Origin of the sequence: Kocuria tytonicola (assembly GCF_003687455.1) — a bacterium.
GTDB lineage: Bacteria > Actinomycetota > Actinomycetes > Actinomycetales > Micrococcaceae > Kocuria > Kocuria tytonicola.
Genome location: NZ_PHOA01000148.1, coordinates 1 through 3974 on the forward strand (window position 1 = coordinate 1; position 3974 = coordinate 3974).

Below are 3974 nucleotides of genomic sequence, written 5' to 3' on the forward strand. Positions count from 1 at the left end.
GGGTGGGATAGGTGTAGCGGGCAGAGACCACCGACACCACACCGCCCCCGCCCAGCAGCAGCGCCGCGCAGACCCCGGCCATCGCGGGCAGGGCGGGCCACTGCTGCAGCCGCACGAGCCACAGCACGAGCCCCAGCGCCACCAGCGGGGTGGCCACGACCAGCATGGCCACCACCCGGCCCAGCCGGTCCGCCCGGCCGGGCACGGAGGCGAGCAGGTGGAGACTGAACGCGGTGTTGTCGTAGGAGATGTCCGCCGAGATCGCGTAGGACATGAGCAGTGCGATCATCATGGGCAGCACCCACACGGCGAATCCGGAGTCGCCGCCCAGGAACCAGAGGCCCGCACTGAGCGCGGGGATCATGATCAGGGAGGCCGAGTAGCGCGGGTCCTTGAGCCAGTAGATCAGGCTCCTTGCGGCCACCGCACCCCACGGCCGGGCCGGGAACCGGTCCAAGAGACCGATACCCGTGGCGGACCGTCCGGTGGCGCGGGCGGCTCCCCCGGCGGCGTCGGCCAGGGCGCGGCCCAGGGCGAGACGCGCCACGGCCACGAGCGCGGCGAGCGTGACCAGCACGACGAGCAGCCGTGCCAGTGCGGTACCCCACTCGGCCGTTCCCACGTCGCCCGGGATGGCCCAGACCGCGCCCAGCGGGGTCCAGCCCAGCACGGCTGCCCACGTGGGCAGCCGGTCCCAGACCCGCTCCACCCCCGTGGCGACGGATGCGAAGATCGGGCCGAGCAGCACGATGAGCAGCAGGCTCAGGATCGAGATGATCTCGGCGGAGCGGCGTCCCTTCGCGATCCGCGCCGCGAGGGCGGAGGCGCAGCGCGCACCCGTGAAGGCGAGCAGCGCGGCCAGCACGGCACACACCACCGAGGCGGTCATGGCCGCTGGTGAGGTGCGCCACGTCAACAGCCACCCGGCCAGGGCGATCACCGTGAGCACACCGGGGATCCCGATCAGCGCCCCGATCACCTGGCCCGCCAGCAGACCCGTGGTGCTGAGCGGGAAAAGGGCGAGTCGGGCGGGGTCCAGCGTGGCATCGGCCTTGGCGGAGAGCACCGGCATCAGCCACCAGCCCAGCAGGACCACGCTGCCCACCAGGACGCCGGCCGGGGTGACCACCTCCAGCGGCTCGGTGCCCAGGAAGAACATCCCCGTCAGCAGCATGCCCAGGATGAACAGGGCGTAGAGCCCGCCCAGGATCGTGCCCACCAGAACCCACGTGCTGCGGGTCAGGGTGTTGCGGAGGATGCGCCACTTGAGTCCTGCGAGCCTGCGCGCCTCCTCGAGCACGCCCATGCGGTGGGTCACCCGTTCCTGCCCGGCAGGTGCCGGGCGCACGGAGTCGGGGACGGCGGCGTCGGCGGCCGGGGCGGCAGCGGGCGCGGGGGCCGCGGAGGCGGCGTCGGGACCACGTGTCTCGGGGCCGGGGCCGTCCGTCACGGCGGCGTCGTGACCGCCCGCCGAGGGCTCCGGCAGGGCGCCGTCGGGGGTCTGGTTCACTCCGGTCGCAGCCACTGCAGTCCCTCCCCCGCCTCGGTGCGTCCACCCACGAAGGACACGAAACGGTCCTCCAGGGACATGCCGCCGCAGACCTGGTCCATGGTGCCCTCGGCGAGCACCCTGCCCTGGTCCATCACGGCCACGTGGTCACACATGCGCTGGACCAGGTCCATCACGTGGCTCGACACCACCACGGTGCCGCCGGCCTGCGTGTACTGGTGCAGCAGGGAGCGGATGTTGGCTGCCGAGACCGGGTCCACGGACTCGAACGGTTCGTCCAGCACCAGCAGGCTCGGCGCGTGGACCATGGCCGCGGCCAGGGCGATCTTCTTGGTCATGCCCGCGGAGTAGTCCTGCACCTGCCGCCCCGCGGCCTCCTGCAGGTCCATCGCGACGATCAGGTCCTCGGCGCGGTCCTTGACCAGCTGGCGGTCCATCCCGCGCAGCAGACCGGAGTAGGAGATGAGCTGGCGGCCCGTGAGTCGGTCGAAGAGGTGCGCGCCGTCCGGGAGCACACCCATGCGGCGCTTCGCCGTGACCGGGTCCCGCCACACGTCCACGGGCTCGTCACGGGCGCCACCGCCCACGAGGACCGCGCCGGACGTGGGTCGCAGCAGACCGGTGGCCATCGAGAGCGTGGTGGTCTTGCCCGCGCCGTTGCGTCCCACGAGTCCGTAGAACGAGCCGCGCGGCACGGTGAGGTTCACCCGGTCCGCCGCGGGCCGCGCACCGTGGCCGTAGACCTTCGTGAGGTCCCGGACCACCAGTGCGGCGGCGTCGCCCTGCGCGCTGTTCCAGTGGGCAGCGGGCGACGGCGCCGGGGTGCCGCCGTCCGCGACGTGCGGTGGTGCGGGTGGCCGCTGCTGCGCGCGAGGGTCGTCCGCGCCGGTGTCGGGCTCGCGGCGCGGCGTCGTGGGTCCGTTCGGTGGGATGCTCATGGCCCCAACCTACTGACAACCGTTCGCGATCCCGCATATTTCCCCGGGCCTGGCGGGTCCCCCGCACGCTCTCGCGCATCGCCGATCCGGGATCGCCACGACACCCGCCCCCGGGGATCGGGATCCCCGGGGGCGGAGCGACGCCCGGAACAGGCCGGCGATTCGATGACTCGGCGGGCCAGTGGCTCGGTGGCCCAGTGAGTCAGCCGGCCGGTGGCTCGGCGGCCCGGCGATCAAGCGACTCGGCGGGCCGGCGAGTCACCGAGCCAGCGGCTCAGAACAGCGCGCGCATGAGCTGGGAGCGGGCGGCGACCACGCGGGGATCGTCGGAGCCCACCACGTCGAAAAGCTCCACGAGCCGGGCGCGGGCGGACTCCCGGTCCTCCCCCGCCGTGGTCCGCACGATGCCGAGCAGCCGGCGGAAGGCATCTTCCACGTGGCCGCCGGAGACATCGAGGTCCGCCACGTCCAGCGCAGCCGGCACGTTCGCGGGATCGTCGGCCGCCGCCGAGCGCACGGCGTTGGCGTCCATGGCGCTCACGCGCTGGAGCAGGTGCACCTGGGCGAGCGCGAGCTTGGCGTCGTGGTCCCCGGGGTTCTCGGCGAGAGCCTTCTGGTAGCTGGCCTCCGCGCCGTCGAGGTCGCCCGCCTCGAGCTTCTCCACGGCCTCCTGGTGCAGCGGCGGCAGGGGCGCGGGCTCGTCCTGGGACGTGGGCTCGGCGGTACCGGTCACGCCGTTCTGCTCGGCAAGGCTCACGAGCTCGCCCAGCAGCTCGCGGATCTGCTGCTCGGGAACGGTGGAGTTCACGAGCGGCACCACGCGCCCGCCCAGCAGTGCGACCACCGTGGGCACGGACTGCGCCTGGAAGGCCTGGGCGATCTGCGGTTCGGCGGAGACGTCCACCGTGCCGAGCAGTAGGCGTCCCTGGAACTCGTCCACCACGCGCGCCACCACGTCCACGAAGCTCTCGGACTCGGGGCTCTGGGGCGAGTGCAGCACCACGACCACCGGGTACTGCGTGGAGGCCTCCGCGTACTTCTGGAAGGTGGCGGTGCTCAGCTGCACGCGGTAGCCGCCGGACCCCGACGACGCCGCGCCCGCGGACCCCGCCGGTGCCCCACCCGGGGCGGGAGCCGCGCCGGCGGCACCGAGGTCCACGGCACCGCGCACCGACGCAGGCACGGCGGCCTCGCCGGGCTCGGCACGGCCGCCGGGCGCCTGCGTGGACGACGGCGCTCCCGGACGGCCCTGGGGTGCCGGACGGTTCTGCGGGGACCGGGGGAATTCGCTCATGTGTACCTCCTGGGGTGCCCGCGCCCGGGATCGGGGCGGGGCGTGGTGGTCGGTCCGGCGCGCGCCGGAGCTTGCTGGTCCCATTATGGGCACCCGCCCGGATGGAAGTCCTGCGCACCCGGCGTTGTACGCTTCCCGCGTGAGCACAAGCACTGGATCCGGGAACCGGCCTCCCGCACGTTTCCGACCGTCCCGGCAGCGGTTCGAGGTCCCGCCCGAGCCCGCCGAGGAC

At 73.6% G+C, this 3974-nt stretch carries 3 protein-coding genes; all 3 read right to left on the reverse strand.

Going from position 1 to position 3974, the window contains the following annotated elements; translation table 11 throughout:
- A partial coding sequence (locus CWC38_RS11185) for a hypothetical protein (protein ID WP_240625240.1) occupies positions 1-1525 on the reverse strand: 1525 nt, incomplete at its 3' end.
- Complete coding sequence (locus CWC38_RS11190; RefSeq protein WP_121846799.1) at positions 1507-2448, reverse strand: ABC transporter ATP-binding protein; 942 nt, start codon at positions 2446-2448, stop codon at positions 1507-1509. The genes CWC38_RS11185 and CWC38_RS11190, both read right to left, overlap by 19 nt.
- A 274-nt stretch (positions 2449-2722) precedes the next feature.
- On the reverse strand, positions 2723-3742 hold the full coding sequence (locus CWC38_RS11195) for a tetratricopeptide repeat protein (RefSeq protein ID WP_121846800.1): 1020 nt from the start codon (positions 3740-3742) through the stop codon (positions 2723-2725).
- Positions 3743-3974: the final 232 nt, after the last annotated feature.

Bases quoted from the DNA above. Each gene is read 5' to 3' on its own strand.
- CWC38_RS11190 (WP_121846799.1), bottom strand. From the start codon at position 2,448: ATGAGCATCCCACCGAACGGACCCACGACGCCGCGCCGCGAGCCCGAC.
- CWC38_RS11195 (WP_121846800.1), bottom strand. From the start codon at position 3,742: ATGAGCGAATTCCCCCGGTCCCCGCAGAACCGTCCGGCACCCCAGGGC.